Source organism: Alcanivorax sp. MD8A, assembly GCF_002888555.1.
GTDB lineage: Bacteria > Pseudomonadota > Gammaproteobacteria > Pseudomonadales > Alcanivoracaceae > Alcanivorax.
The window spans coordinates 1-25,450 of sequence record NZ_AQOQ01000016.1 but is presented as its reverse complement, the minus strand read 5'-3'; the positions used below and the strand labels follow the sequence as shown (position 1 = coordinate 25,450).

The 25,450-nt window shown below is 58.7% G+C and carries 29 protein-coding genes; 13 read left to right on the top strand and 16 right to left on the bottom strand.

The genetic code is table 11. The annotated features are described in order from the left end of the window. Positions 1-23 precede the first annotated feature (23 nt). Complete coding sequence (locus A15D_RS10050) at positions 24-953, bottom strand: metal-dependent hydrolase (protein WP_022984803.1); 930 nt, start codon at positions 951-953, stop codon at positions 24-26. A gap of 420 nt (positions 954-1,373) precedes the next feature. On the opposite strand from A15D_RS10050, the gene A15D_RS10045 reads away from it, so the two are divergent. Next, entirely contained in the window at positions 1,374-1,871 is a 498-nt protein-coding gene (locus A15D_RS10045) for a DUF4282 domain-containing protein (RefSeq protein WP_022984804.1), read from the top strand. A 92-nt stretch (positions 1,872-1,963) separates the two neighbouring features. Next, on the top strand, positions 1,964-2,941 hold the full coding sequence (locus A15D_RS10040; protein ID WP_102791832.1) for a nitronate monooxygenase family protein: 978 nt from the start codon (positions 1,964-1,966) through the stop codon (positions 2,939-2,941). 9 nt (positions 2,942-2,950) lie between these two features. Here the strand turns inward: A15D_RS10040 and cobD are convergent, their stop codons facing one another. Together cobD and cbiB are read right to left on the bottom strand one after the other, a co-directional pair. Continuing rightward, the gene (gene cobD, locus A15D_RS10035; protein WP_199175853.1) at positions 2,951-3,955 is read right to left on the bottom strand and encodes a threonine-phosphate decarboxylase CobD; all 1,005 of its coding nucleotides are present in this window, start codon (positions 3,953-3,955) and stop codon (positions 2,951-2,953) included. Further along, the gene (gene cbiB / locus A15D_RS10030; protein WP_369825832.1) at positions 3,934-4,857 is read right to left on the bottom strand and encodes an adenosylcobinamide-phosphate synthase CbiB; all 924 of its coding nucleotides are present in this window, start codon (positions 4,855-4,857) and stop codon (positions 3,934-3,936) included. Before cbiB ends, cobD begins: the two co-directional genes overlap by 22 nt. Before the next feature lie 112 nt (positions 4,858-4,969). On the opposite strand from cbiB, the gene cobT reads away from it, so the two are divergent. Continuing rightward, positions 4,970-6,037 (top strand): nicotinate-nucleotide--dimethylbenzimidazole phosphoribosyltransferase, encoded by a 1,068-nt coding sequence (cobT, locus tag A15D_RS10025; protein ID WP_102791830.1) that lies wholly within the window; start codon positions 4,970-4,972, stop codon positions 6,035-6,037. 4 nt (positions 6,038-6,041) lie between these two features. Beyond that, positions 6,042-6,641 (top strand): histidine phosphatase family protein, encoded by a 600-nt coding sequence (locus A15D_RS10020; protein ID WP_102791829.1) that lies wholly within the window; start codon positions 6,042-6,044, stop codon positions 6,639-6,641. A 73-nt stretch (positions 6,642-6,714) separates the two neighbouring features. On the opposite strand, the gene cobU is transcribed toward A15D_RS10020, so the two are convergent. The 4 genes from cobU to moaB all read right to left on the bottom strand — a co-directional run bounded on the left by cobU (position 6,715) and on the right by moaB (position 9,916). Next, the gene (gene cobU, locus A15D_RS10015; RefSeq protein WP_102791828.1) at positions 6,715-7,233 is read right to left on the bottom strand and encodes a bifunctional adenosylcobinamide kinase/adenosylcobinamide-phosphate guanylyltransferase; all 519 of its coding nucleotides are present in this window, start codon (positions 7,231-7,233) and stop codon (positions 6,715-6,717) included. Then, positions 7,230-7,811: an alkylphosphonate utilization protein gene (locus A15D_RS10010; RefSeq protein WP_102791863.1), complete on the bottom strand. Its 582-nt coding sequence runs from the start codon at positions 7,809-7,811 to the stop codon at positions 7,230-7,232. The genes cobU and A15D_RS10010 overlap by 4 nt, the downstream gene beginning before the upstream one ends. A 354-nt stretch (positions 7,812-8,165) precedes the next feature. Further along, positions 8,166-9,407 carry a gephyrin-like molybdotransferase Glp gene (gene glp, locus A15D_RS10005; protein ID WP_102791827.1) on the bottom strand — a complete coding sequence of 414 codons (1,242 nt, stop codon included), beginning with the start codon at positions 9,405-9,407 and terminating at the stop codon, positions 8,166-8,168. Beyond that, positions 9,404-9,916: a molybdenum cofactor biosynthesis protein B gene (moaB, locus tag A15D_RS10000; protein ID WP_102791826.1), complete on the bottom strand. Its 513-nt coding sequence runs from the start codon at positions 9,914-9,916 to the stop codon at positions 9,404-9,406. The genes glp and moaB overlap by 4 nt, the downstream gene beginning before the upstream one ends. A 154-nt stretch (positions 9,917-10,070) precedes the next feature. Between moaB and A15D_RS09995 the strand changes: the two genes are divergently transcribed. Then, complete coding sequence (locus A15D_RS09995) at positions 10,071-11,435, top strand: cytochrome P450 (protein ID WP_102791825.1); 1,365 nt, start codon at positions 10,071-10,073, stop codon at positions 11,433-11,435. An 83-nt stretch (positions 11,436-11,518) separates the two neighbouring features. On the opposite strand, the gene A15D_RS09990 is transcribed toward A15D_RS09995, so the two are convergent. Further along, positions 11,519-12,349, bottom strand: a complete 831-nt coding sequence (locus A15D_RS09990; protein WP_102791824.1) for a mechanosensitive ion channel family protein — start codon at positions 12,347-12,349, stop codon at positions 11,519-11,521. A gap of 176 nt (positions 12,350-12,525) precedes the next feature. Between A15D_RS09990 and A15D_RS09985 the strand changes: the two genes are divergently transcribed. Both A15D_RS09985 and A15D_RS09980 read left to right on the top strand, forming a co-directional pair. Further along, a complete protein-coding gene (locus tag A15D_RS09985; protein WP_102791862.1) occupies positions 12,526-13,167 on the top strand; it encodes an MBL fold metallo-hydrolase in 642 nt (213 codons plus the stop codon). A 17-nt stretch (positions 13,168-13,184) separates the two neighbouring features. Further along, on the top strand, positions 13,185-13,703 hold the full coding sequence (locus A15D_RS09980; RefSeq protein ID WP_233192197.1) for a mechanosensitive ion channel domain-containing protein: 519 nt from the start codon (positions 13,185-13,187) through the stop codon (positions 13,701-13,703). A gap of 189 nt (positions 13,704-13,892) precedes the next feature. Here A15D_RS09980 and A15D_RS09975 read toward each other — a convergent pair whose 3' ends face one another. Beyond that, a complete protein-coding gene (locus A15D_RS09975; protein ID WP_146026869.1) occupies positions 13,893-14,576 on the bottom strand; it encodes a hypothetical protein in 684 nt (227 codons plus the stop codon). 147 nt (positions 14,577-14,723) lie between these two features. Here A15D_RS09975 and A15D_RS09970 point away from each other — a divergent pair, with 147 nt between their 5' ends. The 3 genes from A15D_RS09970 (at position 14,724) to A15D_RS09960 (ending at position 16,134) form a co-directional block, all read left to right on the top strand. Next, on the top strand, positions 14,724-15,023 hold the full coding sequence (locus A15D_RS09970) for a BPTI/Kunitz domain-containing protein (protein ID WP_102791821.1): 300 nt from the start codon (positions 14,724-14,726) through the stop codon (positions 15,021-15,023). Continuing rightward, positions 15,023-15,361 carry a hypothetical protein gene (locus A15D_RS09965; RefSeq protein WP_102791820.1) on the top strand — a complete coding sequence of 113 codons (339 nt, stop codon included), beginning with the start codon at positions 15,023-15,025 and terminating at the stop codon, positions 15,359-15,361. The genes A15D_RS09970 and A15D_RS09965 overlap by 1 nt, the downstream gene beginning before the upstream one ends. Positions 15,362-15,426: 65 nt before the next feature. After that, positions 15,427-16,134 (top strand): DUF2057 domain-containing protein, encoded by a 708-nt coding sequence (locus A15D_RS09960; protein ID WP_102791819.1) that lies wholly within the window; start codon positions 15,427-15,429, stop codon positions 16,132-16,134. Between the two features lie 116 nt (positions 16,135-16,250). Here A15D_RS09960 and A15D_RS09955 read toward each other — a convergent pair whose 3' ends face one another. Continuing rightward, complete coding sequence (locus A15D_RS09955) at positions 16,251-16,670, bottom strand: secondary thiamine-phosphate synthase enzyme YjbQ (RefSeq protein WP_102791818.1); 420 nt, start codon at positions 16,668-16,670, stop codon at positions 16,251-16,253. 87 nt (positions 16,671-16,757) lie between these two features. Here A15D_RS09955 and A15D_RS09950 point away from each other — a divergent pair, with 87 nt between their 5' ends. Beyond that, positions 16,758-17,564: an SDR family NAD(P)-dependent oxidoreductase gene (locus A15D_RS09950; RefSeq protein WP_102791817.1), complete on the top strand. Its 807-nt coding sequence runs from the start codon at positions 16,758-16,760 to the stop codon at positions 17,562-17,564. A 191-nt stretch (positions 17,565-17,755) separates the two neighbouring features. Here A15D_RS09950 and A15D_RS09945 read toward each other — a convergent pair whose 3' ends face one another. After that, on the bottom strand, positions 17,756-18,706 hold the full coding sequence (locus A15D_RS09945; RefSeq protein ID WP_102791816.1) for a 2-hydroxyacid dehydrogenase: 951 nt from the start codon (positions 18,704-18,706) through the stop codon (positions 17,756-17,758). 37 nt (positions 18,707-18,743) lie between these two features. Here A15D_RS09945 and A15D_RS09940 point away from each other — a divergent pair, with 37 nt between their 5' ends. Then, a complete protein-coding gene (locus tag A15D_RS09940; RefSeq protein ID WP_022984826.1) occupies positions 18,744-19,412 on the top strand; it encodes a DUF523 domain-containing protein in 669 nt (222 codons plus the stop codon). Between the two features lie 34 nt (positions 19,413-19,446). Here the strand turns inward: A15D_RS09940 and A15D_RS09935 are convergent, their stop codons facing one another. From A15D_RS09935 to speA, 3 genes are all read right to left on the bottom strand, one after another. Further along, complete coding sequence (locus A15D_RS09935) at positions 19,447-19,902, bottom strand: DUF4112 domain-containing protein (RefSeq protein ID WP_022984827.1); 456 nt, start codon at positions 19,900-19,902, stop codon at positions 19,447-19,449. Continuing rightward, positions 19,902-20,246, bottom strand: a complete 345-nt coding sequence (locus A15D_RS09930; RefSeq protein ID WP_022984828.1) for a Rieske 2Fe-2S domain-containing protein — start codon at positions 20,244-20,246, stop codon at positions 19,902-19,904. The genes A15D_RS09935 and A15D_RS09930 overlap by 1 nt, the downstream gene beginning before the upstream one ends. A gap of 83 nt (positions 20,247-20,329) precedes the next feature. Then, complete coding sequence (gene speA, locus A15D_RS09925; RefSeq protein WP_102791815.1) at positions 20,330-22,213, bottom strand: biosynthetic arginine decarboxylase; 1,884 nt, start codon at positions 22,211-22,213, stop codon at positions 20,330-20,332. 197 nt (positions 22,214-22,410) lie between these two features. Between speA and speE the strand changes: the two genes are divergently transcribed. Then, entirely contained in the window at positions 22,411-23,271 is an 861-nt protein-coding gene (gene speE, locus A15D_RS09920; protein ID WP_022984830.1) for a polyamine aminopropyltransferase, read from the top strand. Between the two features lie 155 nt (positions 23,272-23,426). Here the strand turns inward: speE and A15D_RS09915 are convergent, their stop codons facing one another. Both A15D_RS09915 and A15D_RS09910 read right to left on the bottom strand, forming a co-directional pair. Further along, the gene (locus A15D_RS09915; protein ID WP_102791814.1) at positions 23,427-24,638 is read right to left on the bottom strand and encodes a serine protease; all 1,212 of its coding nucleotides are present in this window, start codon (positions 24,636-24,638) and stop codon (positions 23,427-23,429) included. A 168-nt stretch (positions 24,639-24,806) separates the two neighbouring features. Next, a complete protein-coding gene (locus tag A15D_RS09910) occupies positions 24,807-25,400 on the bottom strand; it encodes a 2-hydroxychromene-2-carboxylate isomerase (protein ID WP_102791813.1) in 594 nt (197 codons plus the stop codon). Positions 25,401-25,450 lie beyond the last annotated feature (50 nt).

The window sequence follows — 25,450 nt, the reverse complement described above, 5'->3', positions numbered from 1 at the left end:
CAAGAAGGCGTGTTCAGGGGAAATCAGGCCCGCACCGGCGGGACGAATTCCTTGGTCAGGTAAGGGGTCAGCAAACCGGTTTCCGGGTTCAGCAGCTTTTCCTTGTAGTACTCCAGATACGCTGAGGTGTCGTGATCATTGGGGTGAAAGTCCGGACGCAGGTAATCCATGATGTGATTCATGGTGCTACCAAAAACGCCATCCTTCGGCCCCGCCAACAAGGCAAGGCTATGCCGCACATCCTTCCAGTAGCGCGGGCGGACCATGTTTAGCGGGTTGCGAAAAATCGGGATAAAGACACCGCCCAACGGCACCAGGAACATGATGGTGAAGGTGGCCAACGCAAAACCGGATATCCGCAACGCATAGTTACCGGACAACTCCTGGAACACGTCGTAGGCAATGTCCTTGTGCTCGGATTCTTCCAGCATGTGCCACATCCACAGGGCACGCTGCTTTTCATCTTCCGTTTCAAAGAAAATATCTTCGTGCTTCATCATGTATTCCGACAGCACCGCGGTGAAATGCTCGATGCCCGCCATCAGGGACAGCTGCATGCGATTGGGCAACCGCTTGAAACCGTATTCAAAGACGTTGTCTGCCAGAAAGCGGTAGAAGCCCACCGGAAAACGATGCTTGGCCAGCGCATCATTGAACTCGTTATGCATTTTCGAGTGGATCGCTTCCTGGCCAATCAGAGACGTTACCTGCCGTTTCAGCTCCGGGTCCTTCACGAACTGGCGGTGATAGCGGGCGGTGTCGATGACCAGGTCTTCGCCAAAAGTCAGGAAGATGGACAGCGCCTCGAAGATTGCTGTGGCCAGCTCGGTGTTGCGGAAAAACTGGGTATCCACCCCGTCGGCTGAAAACTGGAAATCCATATGACGGATCGGCACTTCGGCACGGGGCTTGGCGGTTTTCGGCACGTACTGATGAATGGTTGCGGTCTGCATCTGGGTCACCTGTCGATGGCAGGGGGCAGCGCCATCTGGTAGCCACCCCGATAACTGTTACATTTTCTGGTGGCAACATTAGATCGAATGCTTGTTCGGCTTCAACTCGGCTAAATGGCCCCTTTGGCCCCGGATACCGCAACCCTCCAAGGCACCTCAAAATTATCACCAAAAAACAGCAAGCCACTGATTTTTATAGAGTTAAACAAAGCCCAGGCGATTCCTTCCGTCTCCCCCTCCGAACCACTCTCTCCATCTTATCCACAAAAGCCGTCCCTGCGTTCGGATATAGAACAGATAAAACCGACCCGAATCAGAGCCTGGGGTTACTCAAACGCAGCAGAATTCTGCGCCACAGAGGCACACTTTTGCCCCCTACTCCCCTAGACTGAATACACAACAAGAATCACAGGACGCCGCATGCGCACGCCCAACCCGGACCATCCCAATCCCTCTACCTCCCGCATCCCCAACCTGGCGGACTGGCGCTTTAACCGTTATCTGACCATGCAGCTGATGCCGCTGTTTTATCTGCTGTTGATACTTGGCGCGCTGGTGGTTGTGGTCACGGTCGTGGGGGTCTGTTTCTGGTGGTCCATGCCCGCCGGCATCATCGCCGCCGCCATTGCCCCGCTGGCCTTGCTGGTGATTGTTGCGGTGATTCGCGCGGCCCTGGAATACCTGATCATGGCCCATCGCATCATGCGCATTATCGAGCGCATGGACGCCTTGCCGGACCAGGTCTCGGATCTCTCTGTCAGGGTGGATGGCATTACCGGCCACGTGGATGAACTGACCGAGCAGGTGCGCGACATTCATGAAGGGCTAATGCATGTGAGCCCGATATTACGTTCGGCAGGCTTTCCCGCCCGCCTGCTGAAAGCGCTGCGCGGGCGCGAAGGAAATGACAGGGATTGACCGTTTTTCTGTCACCTGCGGCCTACCGCAGCAATGACAGTTTTCGCGCTTTTATCGCAGTATGTAAGGCAGCATGTAATTGAGGATTCACCATGACACTGCCCACCCTGCTGAAGGCGCGACTGCAACTGCCCGTCGTTGCCTCTCCCATGTTCATTGTCTCCAGCCCTGCACTGGTGATTGCCCAGTGCAAGGCGGGCATTGTCGGCTCCTTCCCAGCCTTGAACGCCCGCGAAGACTGGCAACTTGAGGACTGGTTGATCCAGATCCGGGAAGCACTCGAGGCCTGGGATCAGGACAACCCCTCGCAACCCTCGGCCCCCTTTGCCGTCAACCTGATCGTGCACAAGTCCAATGCACGGCTGGAGCAGGATCTCGCCCTGTGTGTGAAGCACCAGGTACCGCTGATCATTACCTCGCTGGGCGCCCGGGAGGATGTCAACGAGGCCATCCACGGCTACGGCGGCCTGGTGTTTCACGACATCATCAACAACGCCTTTGCCCGCAAGGCTATCGATAAAGGTGCCGATGGTTTGATTGCCGTTGCCACCGGTGCCGGTGGTCATGCAGGAGTGCAGTCCCCGTTTGCCCTGGTGCAGGAAATTCGTGAATGGTTTGACGGCCCGCTGCTGCTGTCCGGCGCGATCGGCAATGGCGCCGCCATTCTTGCCGCCCAGGCCATGGGGGCAGATCTGGCCTATATCGGCTCCATTTTCATTGCCACCGAAGAAGCCAATGCCGCGGACAATTACAAGCAGGCAGTGGTGGATAGCGGCGCCAGCGACATCGTCTATTCCAACCTGTTCACCGGCGTCCATGGCAACTATCTGCGCAGCTCCATTGCCGCCGCAGGCATGGACCCGGACAACCTGCCAAGCAGCGATCCGTCGTCCATGAGCTTTGCCGAGAAAACCGATAACAGCAAAACCCGCGGCGCCAAACCCTGGAAAGATATCTGGGGCAGCGGTCAGGGCATTGGTGCCGTCAAGGCGGTCCTGCCCGCCCATCAGCGCATTGATCAATTGAAGCAGGAATACCAGAGCGCCCGACAACGACTGCTGGCGCAATAGCCGTCGCGGCTAGCGGGCCAACGCCTGGCACAGGCGAGCCCGCGCAGCCTCATCCCCCGGCAACCCGAACCGGAGCGCCGATGGCGTATCAAAGGCGCGCACCAGAATGCCCTGGCGCGCCAGCCGCTCAGCCCAGACACCCGCTTTAGCCTCCGGGCACCAGGCAAACAAATCACACCCGCCCGCAGGCACAAACCCCGCGTCGCTCAAGACTCGATCCAGTGCAACCCGCGCCAGCCGCAACCGCGCTTGTTGCTGCGCCTGCCAGTGCCGGTCCAGCAGGGCTCTGGCCATGATATGGCGGGCGGGGTGGCTCAATGCCCAGGGGCCCAGGCTCCTTTGCACAGCATCACACAGGGCCGGCTCCGCCAGCATCAACCCTGCACGCGCGCCGGCCAGACCGTAAAACTTGCCCAGTGAGCGAAACACGATCAGGCCGGGACGCCCCACCTCACCGACCAGAGACGGCGCCGCTGAGGCTTCTACAAACGCCTCGTCCACCACAAGCCAGCCCCCCCGTGCCGCTAATTGCTCCTGCCAGGCCAGCAAGCGCTCAAGAGGTAACCACTGCCCGGTAGGGTTGTTGGGCTGCAGCCACACCAGCACATCCAGCCCCTGAAGAGCGCCCTCTATGGTGTCCGGCGCCAGCGGCACGACCGTGTGGCCCTGGCGCTGCCAGGCGAGTGCGTGCTCACGGTAGCCCGGCACGGGCACCCCCACCCGGCACGGGCGCCGCAGGGACGGCAGTGTCTGCAACGCCGCCTGACTGCCTGCCACCGGCAAACAACCGGCCTCGGGAGACAACGACAATGCCTCACGACAGCTGGCCACCAGACCGTCCTCTTCATCGGGCAAGCGCTGCCAGACTGTCTCGGGCAACGACGGCACAGGCCAGGACCAGGGGCTGATGCCAGTGGACAAATCCAGCCAGTCGGTGACCGGAATGCCGTAACGGGCTGCCGCGCGATGCAACTGCCCACCATGCTCGCCGCTCATGTCAGCCACACCAGGCATGCCATCGCTCCCAGCCACAGCAGCAAGGTGCGATGCAGCAAGCGTATCGCCGCGCCAATACTCTCGGCCGTGGCCGGCCGCCCTTCACCCAGCACCGGCTTGTCCTTGTATTGCCCATGATAGTGCGCAGGCCCACCCAGCAGGACGCCCAACGCCCCGGCACCCGCGGCCATCACGGGACCGGCATTGGGGCTGTCACAGGCCGGCGCCTGGCGACGCCAACAACGCCGCGCCCGGGGCAAATGGCCACACAGGGCATACCCCCATGCCGTCAGCCTGGCGGGCAGCCAGCCCATGACATCATCGAGCCGCGCCGCCACCTTGCCAAACCGTTCGAAGCGCGCATTACGGTAGCCCCACATGGCATCGAGGGTGTTGACCAGGCGGTGCAAAAGCGCCCCCGGCAACCCTGCCACCACGAACCAGAAGAGCGACGCGAACAGGGCATCGGCACCGTTCTCCAGCACCGACTCGGTGGCCGCTCTGGCGATGCCCGCCTCATCCAGCGCAGAGCAATCCCGGCTGACAATCCTGCCCACCTGCTCACGCGCCAACGCGGATTCACCGGCTTGCAATGGCACCTGCACCGCCAATGCATGCTCCACCAGGCTGCGACGCCCGACCACCAGCCACAGTCCGATAACAGAGACCATCCCATCGCCCCACGCGGGCAACAGTGCAAACACCACCACCAGCATCGCCAGCACCGGCACGGTCAGCAGGACGACCGCCAGCCCACCCGCCGCCACCGCCCAGCGACCCGGCGGGTTCCGGTTCAACCGCTGTGCCAGAGCGTCGGCGAGCTTGCCAAAGCCCACCAGCGGGTGCCACCGACGGGGCTCGCCCACAACGGCATCCAGCAGCAGGCCCAACAGACAGAACAGATACAGGGTCAGGGACACGATTCTTCCTTGCGATACCACCCGTGAAGCCCGGCAGTGTACTTGACACTCCCCCGATGGGGGCAGAGGATTTGCCGCTTCCCCTCTGCTGTCACCCTGCCGGGAGCACCCATTGACCACCTCATCCCCCTGGCTCGCCGAGCTTGCCTCCCCCAGCGACACCCACCGCCAGCGGGCACTGGCACGCCAATCACAACTGACCAAACCTGCCGGCTCGCTGGGCGAACTGGAAAACGTGGCCGTTCGGCTTGCCGCCCTGCAAGGCACCGACACCCCCAACGCAGAGCGGGTACAGATTGCGGTTTTTGCCGGTGACCATGGTGTCTGTGACGAGGGCATTTCCCTGTTTCCCCAGGCGGTCACCGGACAGATGATTGCCAACTTCGTCACCGGCGGCGCCGCCATCAGCGTGATGGCCCGGCAGCTGGGCGCGGCTCTGGAAGTGATCAATACCGGTACCGTCTGCGCACCACCCCTGAGCGACGGCGTGGTAGACGAACAGGTCGCTGCCGGCACCGCCAACCTGGCCAGGGAATCCGCCATGGATGCCCAACAACTTGCCGCTGCGCTGGCGGCCGGGGACCGCAGTGCCGCCCGGGCTCTTGAGCGCGGTTGTCAGCTGTTTATCGCCGGCGAGATGGGCATCGGCAATACCACCAGCGCCAGCGCACTGGCCTGCGCGCTGCTGGCAGAACACCCAACCCATCTGACCGGCCCCGGCACCGGCCTTGATCGCCAGGGCGTCCAGCACAAGGCGGCGGTCATCCAGCAGGCGCTGGCGCGACATCAGCAGCAGCACGGCGATGACGCCACGCCCCTGACCTGCCTGCAGTCCCTTGGGGGCTTTGAAATTGCGGCCATCACCGGCGCCCTGATCGGCTGCGCCGCTCGCGGCATTCCGGTGCTGGTAGACGGGTTTATCGTCTCCGTGGCAGCCCTGTGTGCCGTGCAGCTCCGCCCGGCGCTGTCTTGCTGGCTGCTGTTTGCCCACCGCTCCCGGGAGCCAGGACACCAACGCATCCTGGACGCCCTTGAGGCAACGCCGCTGCTGGATCTGGGTATGCGCCTTGGGGAAGGCAGCGGTGCCGCCGTCGCGGTCCCCCTGATTCGCAGCGCCTGCGCCCTGCACAACCAGATGGCCACCTTTGCCGATGCCGGCGTCAGCAACGCAGACGGATAACCCCATGACAACCACCTTTTTCGATTTGATCCGCCACGGCGAACCCGCCGGTGGCCACAAGTATCGCGGCCACAGGGATGACCCACTCAGTGAAGTGGGCTGGCAGCAAATGCGAGACGCTATTGGCCAACACGAACAGTGGGATCACATCCTCACGTCGCCTTTGCTGCGCTGTCGCGAGTTCGCCTGCGAGCTGTCAGAACAACGGAACATTCCCGTTACTGTCGCAGAGGGTTTCAAGGAAATCAGTTTTGGCGATTGGGAAGGCAAAACGCGAGAGCAGGTGGCCCGGGAATACGGTGACCATCAGGCCGACTTCTGGCGCGATGCAGAAAATTTTCCGCCTCCGAATGCGGAGGCCATTCAGGATTTTCACCACCGCATCGGTACAGCCTGGCAACACTGGAGTGACGCACTGGCAGGAAAGCAGGTGTTACTGGTCTGCCACGGCGGCGTCATTCGAATGGTGCTGGCGCATGTGCTTGGCCTCACCCCCAGCAACGCCATGGCGGGCTTTCAGGTTCCGTTTGCCTGCCGCTCACAGGTGCGCATTGATGACACCCCGCACGGCACCCTGAGCTGTTTGGTCAGGCTCGGGGATTAAAGGAACCTCTGAATAACTCCGGAATAACACCGCTGGCTGGGGGCGCGAATAACCAGCGCGCCTACAGCCGGACTTATCCCTTTAACGTCTGGGCGATGCCTGCCACAGACAGCAAGACCCGGTCACACTGGCGCGCCAAAGACTGGTTCAACCAACCCAACTCATCGGCGAAACGGCGGGTCAGGGGATCCATGCCGATAATTCCCAAGCCCACTTCGTTGCTGACCACCACGACACGGCCGGGGTAACGGGAAAGGGCGGCCAGAAAACTGTCCCGCTCGCGCACAAACACCGTGTCCCCGGCGTGCAGCAGATTGCTCACCCACAGACTCATGCAATCAATCAACACACAAGGAGGCGGTGTCAGCGTGGCCTGACGGTTCAGCAACGCCCCCAGGGCAAGCGGCTCTTCCACCAGCCCCCATTGCGGCGGACGACGCAACTGGTGGCGGCGGATCCGGTCACTCATTTCGCCATCACCGGCCGTGGCGGTCGCCACATACACCACCGGGTCGGCCTGCTCAGTGACCAGACGTTCTGCCAGCGAACTTTTACCGGAGCGAATCCCGCCGAGGATCAGTGAACGCCTCATCCGGTCTTCTTCACGAACTGGGTCAGGATGACGATCCGCTGGCCTTCTACCCGGCCTTCGATCTGCTCGGGGTTATCCTGCACCAATGAAATATTTCTCACCGCCGTGCCCCGCTTGGCGGTGAAATTGGCGCCTTTGACATTCAGGTCCTTGATCAGGGTAACCGTATCGCCGGCGTGCAGCGCCGCGCCATTGCTGTCGCGATGCTCCACCATTGCCACGGCGTCTTGCCCCTCCCCCGTGGCCTGCGCCCAGGTCTGCACATCGTCTTCGAGATACAGCATATCCAGCAGATCCTGCGGCCAGCCCTCCGCCCGCAACCGGGTGAGCATTCGCCAGGCCAGTACCTGCACGGCCGGCACCTGACTCCACATGCTGTCATTCAGGCAACGCCAGTGATTGGCGTCTTCGTTACCCGGGTTATCGATCTGGTACTGGCAGGTTTCACACAGCAAGGCGCTTTGCGCTTCACTGCCATCAGACGCCGGGGGCACGGCATACACCGAAAGCGCGCTACCGGCACCACAAAGCTCGCACGCTGAATCGGCACGGGCCAACAAGGTGAATTCCAGGGACATGAACATTTTCTCCAAAACGTACCGGCGTCACGCGCTGGCATAAATTTGGTTCATCGCAGATTTTAGGGAATGGCTCGCCACGCCCCATGCTGTAGGAGCGTCGGTTATTCGCTCCGCTCACCCCTTCGGGGCCGCCCTGCGGGCGTTCCTTCGCTGCGCTCGGTCGCGGCGCGATAATCAGAACCGTTAAAAAAGCAATGTTTATCACAGAGCTCAAGAGCGTCTTTTCTCAGTGGTCTCTGTGCCCTCTATGCTTTGATCCAGGCTTGGGCTATCGCGCCGCGAGCGACGCTCCTACGGCAAGCAGGGAGGAGTCAATCAGGCTTTTCCCGCAAATCCGCGATGAACCATAAATTAGCCGCCCAGCAAGTCAGCAAACGAAAAATACGCCAACCGATCTCCGGGGGACACGGTACGCCCCACCGGCACCACTGCCAGGCCATCCGCCCACACGGCAGAACTGAGCATGCCTGAGCTTTGATTGGGGTGTTGCTGCAATCGCAACTCACCGTCTTCCTGCATGCATCGCACACGCAAATATTCCTGACGCTTGCCCGGTTTATTAACTGAAAAATTCACCGGTAATCTCTGCGGCGCAGGCAGCACCGTTTGCGCCCCACAGGCACGACGCAGTGCCGGCAAGACCAGCGTCAGGTAACAGACCAGCACGGCAGAGGGGTTACCCGGCAACCCAAAGAAAGGAATCCCATCGACCTGGCCAAAGGTAAACGGCTTGCCCGGTTTGATTGCCAACCGCCAGAAGTCCAGCGAGCCCTTGGCCTCCAGCACCGCACGCAGGTGATCTTCCTCCCCCACCGATACCCCGCCGGTTGAAATGATCACGTCCGGGCGCTGACTGGCATCAGTAAGATAGCGGGTCAGGGTATCGCTGATAATCGCGGGATCATCGGGCAAGTGCTCCCGCTGTACCGAAGGGAAACCGCTTTGCACCACCAGCTGTTCCAGCTGAGGGCCGTTACTGTCGTAAATCTTGCCCGGTAGCGGCGACTCATCGGCACGCTGCAATTCATCACCACTGGTCAGGATCAGAACCCGCGGTGCACTCACCGTTACCTGGGGCACCCCCACCGACGCAATCAAGCCGACAGCCTGGGGCGTCAGGCGCTGGCCGCGCTCAATCACAATGGCGTCACGACGGGCATCCTGACCCGCAGGACGAATGTTCTGACCTTGGGTGACGCCATCCCTGCCTGGCAACCGCACCCGGCCATCGGCGATCTCGCAGTCTTCCTGCATCAACACCGTGTCTGCGCCAGTGGGCACCGGCGCGCCCGTAAAGATACGGGCCACCTGACCAGGCATCAGGGTGCAGGGCGGATCACCCGCCGCCACCCGCAAGGGCATCGGTAATGTCAGGCCGGGCTCAGCCAGATCCTGATAGCGCAACGCCACACCATCGACCGCGGCATTATCAAACGCCGGCACATCCACCCGTGCCGCCACATCCGAGGCCAGGTACTGCCCCCGGGTTTCACCCAACACCAGATCCTGCACGGCAGAAAACGGGCGCATGCTGTCCAGCAGCCGGGACAACGCGTCCTCTACCGGCATCAGCTGCGCAGGAATCTGGCTCATCGACGCACCTGGGCGACAAAATTACAGGGACGGTGGCGGGCATCCAGTTGCTCACTGATGATGCGATCCCAGCCGGTGGCACAGGCATTGTTGGAACCCGGCAGGCAAAAGATCACGGTGCGGTTGGCCAACCCGGCCAGACAGCGGGACTGAATGGTGGAAGAACCGATCTCTTCCAGGCTGACCTGGCGAAACAATTCCCCAAACCCTTCAATGTGCTTGTCGAACAACACCGACAGCGCTTCCGGGGTGGAATCACGGCCAGAAAACCCGGTGCCGCCGGTGGTCAAAACGATCTGGATCTGCTCATCGGCAATCCAGTCCGACACCACTTTTCGCAACTGGTAGACATTGTCCTTGACGATCTCTCGGGCAACCAAGGTATGGCCCGCCTCCTGGAGACGCTGCACCAACAGATCGCCAGAAGTATCGGTTTCCGGGGTGCGGGTATCACTGACGGTCAACACCGCCACGGCCAGGGGCTCGAATTGTGCCGCAGGCTTGGACATAGGTTCTCTCCTTGCAGATGCGCAGATACTACCACGCCTCAACCCCGGGGCTGGACAGGACAGCACCGATTGACCGTTGCCGACAGGCCTCTGTTCACCCTGGCACACCAGGGGTAGATTCAACCTATACAAAGTGTTTATCGGGAGTGCCGTCATGAACCGTATGGAAGCCGCCCAGCAAGAGGCAGCGCAACTACCACGTATGCCCCAGCGAAAGCTGGATAATATCCCCGGGGACTACGGCTGGCCGTTGCTTGGCGCCACCGTGCCTTTCCTGAAGGACTACCACAAGCTGGTGACCGAGCGGGCCGAGAAATACGGTCTGGTGTCCAAGGGCTCAGTGTTGTTTCAGCGGGGCGTCACCCTGCTTGGCCCAGACGCCAACGAGTTTGTCCTCAAGGACCCGGAGCATGCGTTTTCCAGCCGGGCGGCATGGAACCCCATCCTGGAAAAGCTGTTTACCGATGGGTTGATGCTGCGGGACTTTGCCGACCACAAGTTCCATCGCCGCATCATGCAGCAGGCCTTCAAGAAACCGGCACTGGCCAGTTACCTGGATCGCATGAACCAACACATCGGCACGGAAATTCAGGACTGGCCCGCCGGCACAGAACTGAAATTTCTGGAGCACATCAAGACACTGCTGCTGGATGTGGGGGCGCAGATCTTCTTCGGTCTGGAAATGGGCCCGGAATCCGACAAGGTCAACCAGTCGTTCATTGATACCACCGAAGCCTCACTGGCCGTGGTCCGGCTGAAAATCCCCGGCCTGTTGTGGCACCGGGGCATGAAAGGGCGCCGCTATCTGGAAGACTTTGTCACCGGTTTGATCCCGCAAAAACGCAACAGCGACACCCCGGATTTCTTCAGCGAACTGTGTAAGGCGGCGGATGAAGAAGGCGGCCTGACCGATCGGGACGTGATGAACCACATGATCTTCCTGTTGTTCGCCGCCCACGACACCACCACCAGCACCCTGTGCTCGATCATCTACATGCTCGCCAAACACCCCGAGTGGCAGGAAATCCTGGTAGAAGAAATGAAGGGCTTGGGCAAAACCGCGCTGGATTATGATGATCTGGGCAAACTGGAAAAAACCGGCTGGGTATTCCGCGAAACACTGCGTATGCGCCCCCCGCTCACCACTTTCCCTCGCCGTACGGTGAAAGAGGTGGAATACCAGGGCTACGTACTGCCGAAAAATACGCTGGTGAACATCTCCACCCTGTACACCCATTACATGGAAGAATACTGGAGCCAACCGCTCCGCTTTGATCCGGAACGTTTCAGTGACGACCGGGCAGAACACAAGAAACACTTTTATCAGTGGGTCCCCTTCGGCGGTGGCCATCACAAATGTCTGGGGCTGAATTTTGCCGAGCTGCAGACCAAAACCTTCCTGTTCCACTTCCTGCAGCGCTACCGGGTAAGCGTGAAAGAAGGCTATGAACTGCCCACCCAGCAAGTGCCCCTCATCATGCCCAAGGATGGATTGCCGGTGACGATCGAGAAGCGATAAATCAGCACGGCTTCGCCTACAGCTACGAGCTACCAGCCACGAGTTTTTACTCAAAGCTGACAGCTCATAGCTCATGGCGGCCTTTATGACTGCGGGTACAAATGCACATCCCGCTGCGGGAACGGAATGGTAATCCCGGCCTGGTCGAACGCGTACTTCACCTGCTCAAAGAGCCCGAAATACACCGGCCAGTAATCCTCGGAATTCACCCACACTCGGGTCAGCATGTTGATGCTGCTATCGGCATGGGCTGACACAAAGATATTCGGATCAAAACTGCCACCGGAAAGAATGCGGTCATCACTGTCGATGACCGACTGAATGGCCTTGCGCGCCTCTTCGATGTTGTCGCCATAACTGATACCGAACTCGATATCCACACGGCGCTGGGGCTCACAGAAAATATTCTTGATGCAACCGTTGGACATCAACCCGTTGGGAATCACGATACGCTGGTTATCGTAAGTAATCAGAATCGTGGTAAAAATCTGGATATCGTGAACCCGGCCGGTATATCCCTGCGCCTCGATAATGTCGCCCAGCCGATAGGGTTTGAAAAACAGGATCAGCACCCCGCCCGCCAGATTACCCAGACTTCCCTGCAAGGCCAGCCCCACTGCCAGGCCAATCGCACCCAGCATGGCAATAAAGGAGGTAGTCTCCACGCCGACCATGCCCGCCACGGCCACCAACAACAGAATCTTCAGCAACACATCCAGAAAGCTGGAAAGAAACTTCTGCAGGGAATCATCAATCGCCTTGTGCCCCAGCATCCGGTTCATGCCACCGACAATCCGCTTGATGATCCAGAACCCCACCACCAGCGTAATTACCGCCAGCACCACCTTGGGCAGATATGCCATGCCCAGCTCAATCGCCTTGTCCATATATGGCTGGATTTGTTCCATGTCCATGATTCCCTTCCTCGGGGTATATTGTTGGAAACCTTAAAATAGCACTCGGCCGCAAACCGCAAACCCCACCCAGGTCTGAATTTGCAAATATTTTTACTGGTCCGGACATGCAGCCCGGACGGGGAACCGGCTATACTGCCGGTCACATTCACCCCCAGACAGCCGAACAGACAGCCATGAAGTACGCCATCCTGCCGGTGACCCCGTTTCAGCAGAACTGCTCTTTCCTCAAGTGCGAATCCACCGACAAGGTTGCCATCGTCGACCCCGGCGGCGACCTCAACAACATTCTGGATGCACTAAAACAGGTCGGCGGCACCCCCGAGAAGATTCTGGTGACCCATGCCCATCTGGATCATGTGGGCGCGGTGGCCGAACTCGCCGAGACCCTGGGGCTTCCGATTGAAGGTCCCCACCGGGACGACCAGTTCTGGATCGACATGCTGCCTCAGCAGGCACAGATGATGGGTTTTCCGGCCTCCCGCCCCTTCACTCCCAACCGCTGGCTGGAAGACGGCGATACCGTCACCGTGGGTGAAACACACTTTGAAGTGCGCCACTGTCCCGGGCATACCCCGGGGCATGTGGTGTTCTACCAGCCCGACAGCAAACTGGTGGTGGTTGGGGATGTGCTGTTTAACGGCTCCATCGGCCGCACGGATTTCCCCAAAGGCGACTTCGACACCCTGATCGCTGCCATCAAGGACAAGCTGCTCACCCTGGATGACGACGTTTCATTTATCCCGGGCCATGGCCCCATGTCGACCATTGGCCACGAGCGTGCCAACAATCCCTTTGTCTCAGGCAAACACGGTTAACTATGGAATCCATTGTCATGAAGTGGGGGCTCACTGTGGTGATCGCCCTGCTCGGCTGGGCGTTGTCCATCTTGCTGCGCGGTATCACCAAGCGGTTGGGGCGCCGCCGCAACTACACCCGCGCCCGAATTTTTCAAACCGCGGTGGTCATCAACAGCGCCAGTCTGGTCATCAGCCTGATTGCCATCGGTGTACTGTGGGGACTGAAAGGCGATGGCCTGATGGTTTTCGCGACCTCATTGATGGCCCTGCTGGGTGTCGCCCTGTTCGCCAGCTGGTCCATGCTCAGCAACGCCACCGCGGCCATCATCCTGTTCTTCAGCGCCCCTTACCGGGTGGGTGATCGCATTCGCCTGCTGGATGGAGACAATACCGTGACAGGGCAGATTCGGCATATGGGCCTGATCTTCATCACCGTGCAGGATGAGCTTGGCCACCGCTACACCCTGCCCAACAACCTGCTGCTACAGAAAACCGTCATCCGTCTGAGAAATGACACCCTGCCCCGGGACCAGAAGCACATGCGGGCAGATTGAGGAAAGAGCAAGCTGCAAGCTGCAACGCGACAACCGTTGACAGGTCCTGAAAGCAATGAAGCCGCGCCCATGATTTGAGCGCGGCCTCTAACCTTTCAAGACAAAATTAACCCGCCCCGCGTTGTAGCTTGCAGCTTGAAGCTTGCCCCTCATAGCTCATGGCTCATGTCTGACAGCTAACAACCCACCCTACATCCGATAACCAAAGCTGAGCATGTACTGGGTACCATCGTAGGGAAAGTCCGCGATGGCATCATTAAAATCCATCTCAACGGCCTGCTCGCGTACCACCAGCCCAAATTCGGATTTGCCGCCCACCGAGAAGATCAGCCCCAGTGAGGCATAGGCACCATAACCGAAGCTGAAATCACGCTCATCGCCATTGATCACTACCGCCGACGACAACGGCTGGGGGTAGGGCTTTTCCTGGTCCTGCTTCAAGGAGGCCATCAGCAACATGGGGCCACCCGACAAGAACAGCCTCGCCCGGTCACCAAAGTTGATATCGCCATACCCCCCCAGCATGGTGCCAAACAGGAACATTTCATTCTCAACCTTGATATTGACCGTAGCCCCGCCATTCACCACGCCGGAGTAGCTCACTGAATCATTCTGCCAGCTGATCACCGCACCGCCTTCATAGCCATAGCGAACGCGATCAGAACCCCCGAGAATCTTCTGCACCCCGCCGGTAAAGAAAGGCAGATCATCATAGTCCCCGCTCAGGGTCGTGCCGTTGGCCGTCACCGTCGTATCCGCATCACTCAGCTGCAGCTTGCCAGCCTGCAAAAACATGTACTGGGTATCCTGTGCCCAGCACAGGCCCGTTACGAACAAGCCCATCACATAGAAACCTGCTGCGACCCGTTTCACCCGCCACCCCACTGTCGTATTTCGGTAAAACCAGCATAAAGGACAATGCTGGTGGATAACATGAACCGGTTACCGCCAGTCGCAGAGTCCGGTAAAGTAGTCGTCATATTTTTATACCGCTTACCTCGCAATAGACAAGGAACAGCCATGCGATACCTGATTTTCCCCTTCATTCTCGCGTTTACCCTGCTGGCAGGATGCCAGAACGGCAACGATCCCGGCACGGCCAAGCTACCAGACGCCTGCTACCAACCCCCGGAATCAGGCATGTGCAAGGCCTCCATTCCCCGCTACTACTATGATGCCGACACAGGCGCCTGCCAGAGTTTTATCTGGGGAGGCTGCCAGGGTAGCGTACCGTTCGAGACCATGGACGCCTGCGTCACCACCTGTAACGCCACGGCCACCAACGCACCGGCGAAAGCACCGGTCAAAGAGGCTCCCTGATGTCCGACACCAGCCAGACCAGCCTGGTCCGCATCATTTATGTGCTGCACCTGGTGGGATTGATCACCGGCGGCATTACCGCCATTGCCGGCGTGATACTGGCCCACCTGAATGCCGGTGATGCCCCACCGCCATTACGCGAACATTTTCGTTTCCAGTACCGAACGTTCTGGATCGGGTTGCTCTATTCCGTTATCGCCGGCATCACCACTCTGGCCTTCATTGGCTGGCTGGTGATGGTCTTTGCCACTGTCTGGTGGATAATCCGTTGTGCCAGAGGGCTCACCGCCCTGAACCGGGATGTGGCGCCCGCCCGCGTTGACAGTTGGGGCTTCTGATATCCCTGTCACCGCTTTGCCATCTTCGCCCGCCAGACTGGCGGGTCTGCCAATCAGGAGAAGTCATGTTGTTCCGCGTATCCATCCTTGCCTTGCTCACCCTGCTGCTGGCCGCCTGCGCCCGTAGTCCGGTCGTCCAGCTGTACGATGGCCCCGCCCGATCTGACAGCAATGTCGTCACCGTGCGAGTCCCCAGCGAACTGGAAGTATTCACCATCAATGGCGAAGAAGTCGAAGGCGTTAACACCTTCTTTTCGACTGAATACAAGGATCTGAAGTTTGCACCGGGACGCTACAAGATTCTGGCCTATTACAAGGAACTCTGGCAGCTGGATGCAGACAATCACGAGATTGTGAAAACCAATCCTGCCAATTTCGTGGTCGATGGCAAACCCGGTGACATGTGGATTCTCGGTTTCGAAAAACCACAGGATGTGGCACAAGCACGTGCCATGGAAGACAGCTTTCATGGCTGGGTAGAAAACCCCGTCAGCGGAGAGAAAGTAGCGGCAGAAGAAAGCAAGCTGGTCCTGAAGCGCGGCTTCATGGCGCCCATCACCGGTGAAGAAGTGACCACCGCGACCACCAACAGCGTTGCACCTCAAGCCGCAGCCGGTGTTACCGCTGGCGCATCGGCAGCCGCGGCCACGGAGAAGACCTCCTCCGTGGCCCCCCAGGCGCCACCGGCAAGCTACCTGGATACCCTGAAAGCACAATGGAATCAGGCCACGGCGGAAGAGCGCCGCGAATTCCTGCAGTGGATATCGCAGTAACGCAACACGAAAGGCGTTTCGGGGTTCGAAGAGCAAAACCACCCGCCTCACCGGCGCGGTGGTCTTCCCTTTGATTTTCGCAACTCGAAACTCGTAGCGCGAAACGGCGCTTCCCTTTATTCCCCCTGAATCGTCGCCACCAGCCTGCGCGTCCCACCCTGATCACGGTGCTCGCACAAATAGATCCCCTGCCAGGTTCCCAGCGCCAGTCGGCCATCGGTGATGGGGACACTGAGAGACGGGCCAATCAGCACACTCTTGATATGCGCGGGCATGTCGTCCGGGCCTTCCAGGGTATGCGCATAGTAGGGCGCGTTTTCGGGCACCATCACATTCAGGTGACGTTCCAGATCCCCCCGAACATCCGGGTCCGCATTCTCGTTGATGGTCAAAGACGCCGATGTGTGCTGGATGAAAAGATGCAGCAGCCCCACTTGCAAATCGGCCAACTCCGGCAATTGCTCCAGCACCTCACGCGTCACCAGATGACAGCCCCGGCGTTTAGCTGAAAGGGTGAGCGTTTTCTGTTTCCACATAGTGCCAACTCTTCGTCCTGTTTTGACCTTGGCGTTCCCGGGAATCACCGGCACACTTTTCGTTTACCGACAAAACCGGGAACGCCAATGAAATTGAAAGGCCAGACCATTGTACTCACCGGCTCCTCCAGTGGCATTGGTGCGCAAGCTGCAGTCTTGATGGCCCGTCGTGGCGCGAGGCTGTGCCTTGTCGCTCGCCGGGAAGAACAGTTGCGCGAGGTCCAGCAGCGCGTAGAAGCGGAAGGCGCCTACTGCGCCATCTACCCCTGTGACCTCAGCAGCAGCGAAGCGATTGAAGCCTGTGCCGACCAGATTCTGCGTGAGCAGCAGGACATTCATGCGCTGGTGAACAATGCCGCTCACTCTATCCGGCGCCCCATTGAGCAGTCACTGGACCGCCTGCACGACTTTCAACGCACCGTACAGCTGAACTATATCGGCGCAGTGGCCATGACGCTGAAACTGCTGCCCCGTTTTCTCGAGCAGGGGCACGGGCATGTGGTGAACATTTCCAGTCTCTCCACCCAGATTCCCATCCCGCTGTTCTCGGCCTACCTGGCCAGCAAGAGCGCGCTGGAGTCCTTCACCCGCTCCCTGCAGGCGGAGATGGGCCATCAAGGGATCACCACGACTGTGGTGTATTTCCCCATGGTCCGCACCCCCATGTCATCGCGGACGGCCATCTATAAATACATGCCCATGATGCACGTGCAGAAGGCCGCAGGCTGGATCGTGGAAGCCTGCGAGAAACGACCATCCCGTATCGCCCGCCCCATGGGCAAGCTCGGCAGCGTACTGCTCGCCGCCGCGCCCGGGCCGATCACCAACCTGCCGCAACCGCTGTTCAGGGGCATGGACAAACTGCTGGCCAGTCGGCTAAAGAAGAAAGGATAAAACCAACCCTGGCCGTAGGAGCGTCGCTCGCGGCGCGATAACAGACCATGGGCAAAACCTTTTTCACCACAGAGCACACAGAGGAGCAGAGCAATCACTTTGTTTTATCTGCGTGACCTTGGTGAGCCCTGTGGTAAATCGTTCTTTTCGGGGTTTGGGATCGCGCCGCCAGCGACGCTCCTACAGCAGGGCTAGTTCACCACATTGGTCGCCGCGCCCGCCTGCCAGCTCCTGATATTGCTGACAACGCCATCCAGCAATCGCTGGCGACATTCCCGGGTGCCCCAGGCGTTGTGCGGGGTAATGATCAGGTTGGGAATATCGTCGGCCAGCAGCACATGATCGCGGGAAGGGGGTTCGCTGCTCAGCACATCCAGCCCGGCACCGCCCAGATGCCCCGAGCGCAGGGCGTCCGCCAGGGCCGATTCATCAATCAGGCCACCGCGGGCGGTATTGATCAGCAGCGCCCCTGCTTTCATCTGCGCCAGAAACGCCGCATTCACCAGCTTCTCGGTCTGTGCCGTCAGCGGACAGTGCAGGCTCAGCACATCGGCCCGGGGCAGCAGCTCGTTGAGCGGCAGGCGCCCCTCATGGCTCGCTCCGCTGAATGATTGCGCCACGGCAATCTCCATACCGAAGGCCTCCGCCAGCCGAGCCGTTTCCCGGCCCAGATCTCCGAAACCAATGATCCCCAGAGTTTTACCTGCCAGCTCCATGATCGGGTAATCCAGCAGGCAAAACTGCCGTGCGGCACTCCATTCACCCCGTTTCACCGCCGCATCGTACTGCACGCAGTGGGTGGCAAGGGTCAACATCAACATCAGGCTATGCTGCGCCACAGACGCCCGCGCATAGCCGCTCACGTTGCACACGGTAATGCCCTGGGCTTTCGCCGCCGGTAGATCCACATTATTGGTACCCGTGGCACAAATGCAGATAAGCTTGAGGGACGGACAGGCCGCCAGGGTGTCAGCATCGAGCACCACCTTGTTGGTGATGACGACCTCGGCCCCCTGCAAACGCGCAATGCGCTCCGCAGGCGCAGTGAAAGGATGGAAGGTCCAGGACATCAATGCCTCTAGCGCAGAGAAGTCCAGTTGCTCGGGGTTAACGGTTTCCGTATCGAGAAAGACGCCTTGCATGATCAAAGTCCTTCAGCGGAGAAAAAGGAGAAGGCCCATGCTAACGGATCTGCTGCAACAAGTGGGGATCGTCTTGCCACAGCAGGAATGGCAGAAACCGGTGATTGGTGTCAGCGCCTGTCTCACCGGGCAGAACGTCCGCTACGACGGCGACCACAAACGCAACGGCATCGTCATGCACCAGCTCGCACCGCTGTTGCGTTTTCGGGAAACCTGCCCGGAAGTGAGTATCGGGCTGGGCATTCCGCGTGCCCCCATCCAGGTGGTTCAGACCGAACAGGGCCAACGGGTCAAGGCCGTTGACGATCCCTCACGGGATTTTACCGACGCGCTGGAGGACGTTGCCAGCACACTGGGCGAGCCGCTGTGCGGTTTTATTCTCAAAGCCCGCTCACCCAGTTGCGGCCATCTCACCACACCATTGCATGACGAATACGGCAACGATAATGGTATCGGCTCCGGCGCCTTCGCCCGAAAGCTGCACGAACTGTATCCCCGCATTGCCCTGGCCAACGAAACCGACCTGGAAAAACCCGCCTTCCTGCAACAGTTCGTGCTACAGGTATTCTGCTACCAGCAGTGGCACCACAACGACCATCAGGGCAGCTGGTTACAGGAACGGCTAACACAAAGCGACGCCCTTAATGAGCCACTGAAAACACACTTTCAGCATTACCTTTCCCGGCTGAGTCAGGCGATGCACTAGAAGATCTAGTGAACAGTTAACAGCGAAAACCGCATTAAAGAATCAACGTCAACCCGCCGGTCAGAATCGCAAACAGTACGGATAACCAGATGAGGGTCCACCAGGGGAAGGGTTTGGGGGGCGGTTCGACTTCCAGTTGTTTTTCCAGATAGTTTCGCAGCAACTCGGTGTTTCGGGTGTTGGCCTTATAGATCGCATCGAAGGCATCCCCGACTACTGGCAGCAGGCCCCCGAGAAAATCGATCAGCATGTTTCTCAACATACGCAGCTTCACGGCCTTGCTGGCGCCGGCGCGTTGCGCTTCCAGCAGCACATAACTGGCCAGCGCCAGACCCGCCGCATCACCAATGCCCGGGATCAGGCCAATCAGCGCTTCGGCTCCGAAACGGAACCGGGTAAAGGGAATGCCAATACTGCTGTCGGTGAAGCGGCTGAATTTCTCCAGCCGCTCCAGTGCGGCTCGCTGTTGCTCTTCCTTGCTGAGGGCCATCAAATCTCCACGTAAAGCTGGCCGTTTTCTTCTGACACGGGCCAGGTATCCAGGGGTTTTTCGCCACGCACCACATTCAGCATCTGCACCCCCGGCGGAAAGTTTGCCCACTTCACCACCTCTCCCGTACGGATATCAAACTCCGCCCGGTGCAGCGGGCATTGCACACATTTATCCTTGAGAATCTTGCCTTTGCCTAACGAAGCAAAGACATGGGGGCAACGGGCCTGGGTGGCATAAAAGCCATCACTCAAGTGGTATACCACCAGTTTGGTTTCCCCGGCTTTCATTGCCTTGCTCTGGCCTTCGGGGATCTCCTGGCTGGCACAGAGTTCATAACGCATGGCGCTCTCCTTGCTGGCTGGAAAATCAAAAATCTGACGTATGGACGGTTTATATGACCTTTGTCGATACGCCTCGCTTTTCGTTACTCAAGATAGGTATACCCTGCCAGACCATCCCGTACCAGTTCGATGAATCCCTCTTGCTCATCATCGCTGAGATGGGCCTGGCGGCAGTGTTGCTCCAGCGACTCAAGCAAACGGTCCGGGTCATAGTTCACGTAGCGCAGCACCGAACTGACGGTATCGCCCTGTATGGCATGATCGAGAACAATCTCGCCGGCATCGGTGACATCCACATCCACCGAATCGGTATCTCCAAACAGGTTGTGCATGTCGCCAAGGATTTCCTGATACGCCCCTACCATGAAAATGCCGAGGTGACCGTTAATCTCAGCGGGCAACGGCAAGGATGACTCCACCCCTTCGCCGTCCACGAACTGGTCAATACGCCCGTCGGAATCACAGGTAATGTCCTGCAACACGGCACGACGCGTCACCGGCTGATTCAACCCGGACAATGGCAGTACCGGGAACACCTGATTGATGCCCCACACATCAGGCACCGACTGGAACACTGAAAAGTTCACAAACAGCTTGTCCGCCAGTGTTTCGTTAAGGTTATCCAGCAGCTCCCGTTGCTGTTTGCGCAACGGATTCAGGCGGCTGCGCAGGGCCAGCAAGCCGTTCACATACAGCTGCTCCCCCCGGGCGCGGGCATCCAGCCCCAAATCGCCGGCGATGTAGCGCTGGTGGATATCCTGCCAGGCTCCCACCACTTCGGAAAACCGCTCCAGCAAATTCCCGGCCTCGCCCTGCAGGGCAACCTGAAGATCCCACAGCTGTTGCAGCTCCGGGATAGAGTCGTCGCCTGGCTGCAAGGTGACCGCGACCGGCTTCTGGGCTTCCTGGTCGGTAATGTTCACCAGCAATACCGCATGGTGCGCCGTCAGTGCGCGCCCGGACTCGGAAATGATGTGCGGCTCAGGAACGCCATGTTGCTGACATTGCTGCTGCAGGGTCTGGACGATATGACGGGCATAATCCGCCACACCATAGTTCATGGAACAGTAGGAACGTGAGTGGGTGCCTTCATAGTCCACACCCAGACCGCCGCCCACATCCACGGTCTCCACCTGCGCGCCCAGCGCACGCATTTCGGTGTAATACCGGGCCGCCTCACGCATACCTGCCTTGATATCCTGGATATTCGCCACCTGGGAACCCAGATGGAAATGCAGCAGTTTCACACAGTCGAGTCGACCCGCCTCACGGCAGTGCGCCAGCGCACTCATCAGCTGCGGGGCACTCAAGCCAAACTTGGACTTCTCGCCCCCGGTGTTCTGCCAGTTGCCCTTGCTGATGCTCATCAACCGCACCCGCAGACCAATCCGCGGGGCCACACCCAGCTCATCGGCAATACGAAGCAGCGCAGGCAGCTCGGACATCTTTTCCACCACGATATTCACGTGGAAGCCCAGCTTTTCGCCCATCAACGCCAGACGCAGGTATTCGGCATCCTTGTAACCATTACAGACGATCGTGTCGCCCGGATTGGACAACGCCAGTACCGCCAGCAGTTCTGGCTTGGAGCCTGCCTCGAGCCCGATACGCTCGCCCTCTTCGCGAGCCCGAATGATTTCGTGCACTACCCGGCGCTGCTGGTTCACCTTGATCGGATAGACCGGGGTGTATTGCCCGTCGTAGCGATGGCCATCGATAGCCTCACGGAAGGCCCCTGCCAACAGTTTGACCCGTTGGCGCAGAATGCCGGAAAAGCGCGCCAGCACCGGCGCCCGCAGCCCCGCCTCACGACAGGCCTGCAACACGGCTTCCAGCGTCGCCTGGCCACCCTGCTCACCATTGGGACGAACACACAGCTCGCCATGCTCATCGATACGGAAGTAACTGTCGCCCCAGCGATCCACGTTGTAGATCTCACTGGCGGGAATGGAGCTTGAATCGGTCATTACCTGTCCTGAAACGGGCGAGGCCGTCACCGGCCACCGCAAAGGGGAAAACTGTCGCCATTATGCCTGCCTGCCACCGCTTGTCGCATCCCTTTTTGGGGCAAGGAATCAGGCTTTGACAGGGGGGCCACAGGTCTTACAATCGCGACTATTGTCCACCTCGGGAGCCCACTGGCTCCCACCCACTGGAAAGGCCCATGAGCAGCACCCAAAACAACTGGTTTTACGAGCACTTTGACACCGCTGGCACCGCTTTCGGCCTGCGTTTGAAGCAGAAGCTGGAAGAAGTGCAGACCGAGTATCAGCACATCGAAATGTGGGAAACCGACAGCTTCGGTTACCTGATGACCATCGATGGCGCCACCATGCTCACCACCCGTGACAACTTCCTTTACCACGAGATGATGTCGCACCCGGTGCTGTTCAGCCACGCCAATCCGAAACGGGTCGTCATCATCGGTGGTGGCGACTGCGGCACCCTGCGCGAAGTGCTGCGTCATCCCGGCGTAGAAAAAGCCACCCAGATCGATATTGACGAGATGGTCACCCGCTACTCGGAGAAGTATTTCCCGGAACTGTGCGAGTCCAACGACGACCCACGGGCGGAACTGCTGTTTGAAGATGGCGTGCAATACATGCGCAACTGCGCAGATGGCAGCGTGGACGTGATCATCGTTGATTCCACCGACCCGGTAGGCCCGGCGGAAGGGTTGTTCAAGGCCGATTTCTTCCGCGATTGCCACCGTGTACTGGCCGAGGGCGGCATCATTGTGCAGCAATCGGAATCCCCGCTGCTGCACAGCGACACCATCATCAAGGACCTTCACGCCAACATGCGCGAAGCGGGTTTCACCAGCACCCAGACACTGCCCTTCCCGCAGCCGGTTTATCCCAGTGGCTGGTGGAGCTGCACGATGGCGGGCAAGAACACGCAAGTGGGCGAGTTCCGCGAAACGGATGCCTCAGACAAAGGCTTCGACACCCGGTACTACTCTGCCGCAATTCACAAGGGCGCGCTGGTGCTGCCGCCATTTATGCAGGCCGCAATCAACCGCTAACTGCTACAAGCTACAAGCCACAAAAAAGAATGCCCTTGTCTTCGCTGGAAGCAAGGGCATTTTCGTTTAGGCATACCAACCACCAGGAACCTGACATGTACAAGGGAAGATCTTTCCCCCTTTCACTGATGGCGGCTTTTCTGCCTGCTCGTAAACTACCGACAGCCAAATCCGTAAGTAAAGGTGCCGAACTTGTCTACGCTGTACTTCTGCATCCCCACGTTCATGTCATATTTTGACAAGTACTTGTTCATATCTTTTCGCGTAAACACCTTGCCTTCTGGATTACGGGCAGAAAGGTAATAAACCCCGTTTCCGGTATCAAATACCGGCATTTCATGCTTGGGTTTCAATAACATGAAACCTCCTGCACGCCAATCTCCTGCATGGGTTTTATAATTGTAGGCGATGTAAAGATCTTCATCGCTGCACTCGTTTCGAGCGTAGACATAGATCTTATTTTGATTGACATAATCCATCTGAATCCAGGGCTCGACAATTCCTTCAGATTGATAGGCCGCCGACGCGAACTCCCCTTTCGTGATATAGCGAAATATTTTTGCCCTTTCCGGTGAGATTCGGGACCCAAAATTCATTTTGGCAGATTCACTCTGAATCACAGCCTGCACATGGAACGTGTCATACTCCCCGGAGTAAATCAGTACTGGGCTCCCGCTTTGCCCTTGAAATACATCGCAGTCAATCCACAGATCGTTGTGATTGTAAGGGTTACGATTTACCGCCTGACAACCTTCCTGAAAGTATTGATGCCCATCCTGCTTGTCACCAGGGTAGCCGATGGTAGACACCTCTCCATCCGGGAAATCGGCACGCCCCCAAAAGCCGAACCAACCTGCAACCTGCCCGGCATGCCGCCCGTTATCTGCCGGCTCCAATTCCATGATTGCTATATCCCTGCCCGTATCCTCGTTCGCATCATGGGTATAGCTGGCGGGTAGAAAGACCCTAGCAACCCGGTACTTGTCGTAGTTCACCCTGCCTTCCTGAATACCAGGATAGAAGAACTGGTTCTCGTGAAGCTTGCCTTGACTGTCGAATGCGCAATGCGCCGCTGTCACGATATAGTTCTTCTGGATCAGCGAGCCGGTACAGGTCGTTTTTGCAGTTTCACCCGACTCCAGATGGTTATAGGTAATGAGCTCCCCCACCCGGCGGGTATATTTTTTCAGGTAATAAGGCACCTCACGGGTGCTTCTGCGATCATCTTGGCCAAGGATGCCACGGCTTTTCACTTCATCCGCCAGATCCTCAGGCACATGCTCGATAGTGGGCTCACCAACAGGCTGCGCCGCAGCGACAAGCGGCCAACCAACGAGCATCGCAGCCAGCAATCCCGCTATTTTCATATCCAATCCCCATCACTGATTACAGAACCCTGTTCCTGATTGTGATGGACAATCTCGACAAAACAACTTTTTTTGTGACTGGAAGAAAAATTGATATAAACAAAAAAGGCCATACCCGTCGCCGGATACGGCCTTTTCGCTTTGATCTACTTCGTTTTTTGATTGTCGTTATTTACTGCCTTTGAGGGCATCTTCGACAAAATCCAATCTATCCTGCCCAAAGAACATTTCATTGCCCACAAACATCGTCGGCGCGCCAAACACACCGCGCTTTACCGCGGCTTCGGTATTGGCTTTGAGCTGCTCTTTGACAGTCTCATCGCTGGCACGGGCCAACCAATCTTCTGCGTCCAGCCCCGCCTCCGTCAGCACGCGCGTCATCTCGTCTACTTCCGACAATTTACACGGCGCTTTCCACATGGCGTTAAACATGACATCCACCATGTGCTGCTCCTGCTCTGTACCCAGAGCAGCAGTGATGACGCGCATGGGAGTAATGGTGTTCACCGGGAAGTGCGGGTTCATGGTCAATGGCACCTGGTAACGGCTCGCGTAGCGAGCCAGATCGCGCATCATGTACATGCCCTTGGCGGGGACGGCGCCGGGAGGCGCATTGCCGGTGGCCTTGAACACGCCTCCCAGCAGGATCGGCTTGAGTTCCAGTTGCGCCCCGGTTCGCTCGGCAATGGCCGGAAGCTGGCTCCAGGCCAGGTACGCCGTAGGGCTACCCACATCAAACAGAAATTCAATTTTTTGAGTCATGATATTGTCCTTTCAGAAATGTCCGTAGGAGCGTCGCTCGCGGCGCGATT